Source organism: Arthrobacter sp. Y3221159 (assembly GCF_059089885.1).
On the sequence record NZ_JBNHFC010000067.1, the window covers coordinates 1 to 280 of the forward strand.

Here is a 280-nt window from a genome sequence, read left to right on the forward strand (position 1 = left end):
GTCCCGGCCACCGGGAAGGACAGGGTGGGGGCGTGGAAACCGAAATCGATCAGCCGCTTGGCCACATCCTCGGCCGTAATCCCGGTCTTCGCGGTCAGGTCCCGCAGGTCCAGGATGCACTCGTGCGCCACCAGCCCGCCCTCACCGGTGTAGAGCACGGGGAAGTACTCGTTCAGCCGGGAGGCGACATAGTTCGCGGCCAGCAGTGCTGACTTGGTGGCCTCGGTCAGTCCTTGGCCGCCCATCAGCTTCACGTAGGCCCAGGAGATGGGGAGGACCC

Annotated in this window: 1 pseudogene; it reads right to left on the reverse strand. The window is 66.4% G+C overall.

The features are described from left to right. Positions 1-280 (reverse strand): annotated as a pseudogene (locus tag AC5RT3_RS20700) (hypothetical protein); the annotation flags it as partial.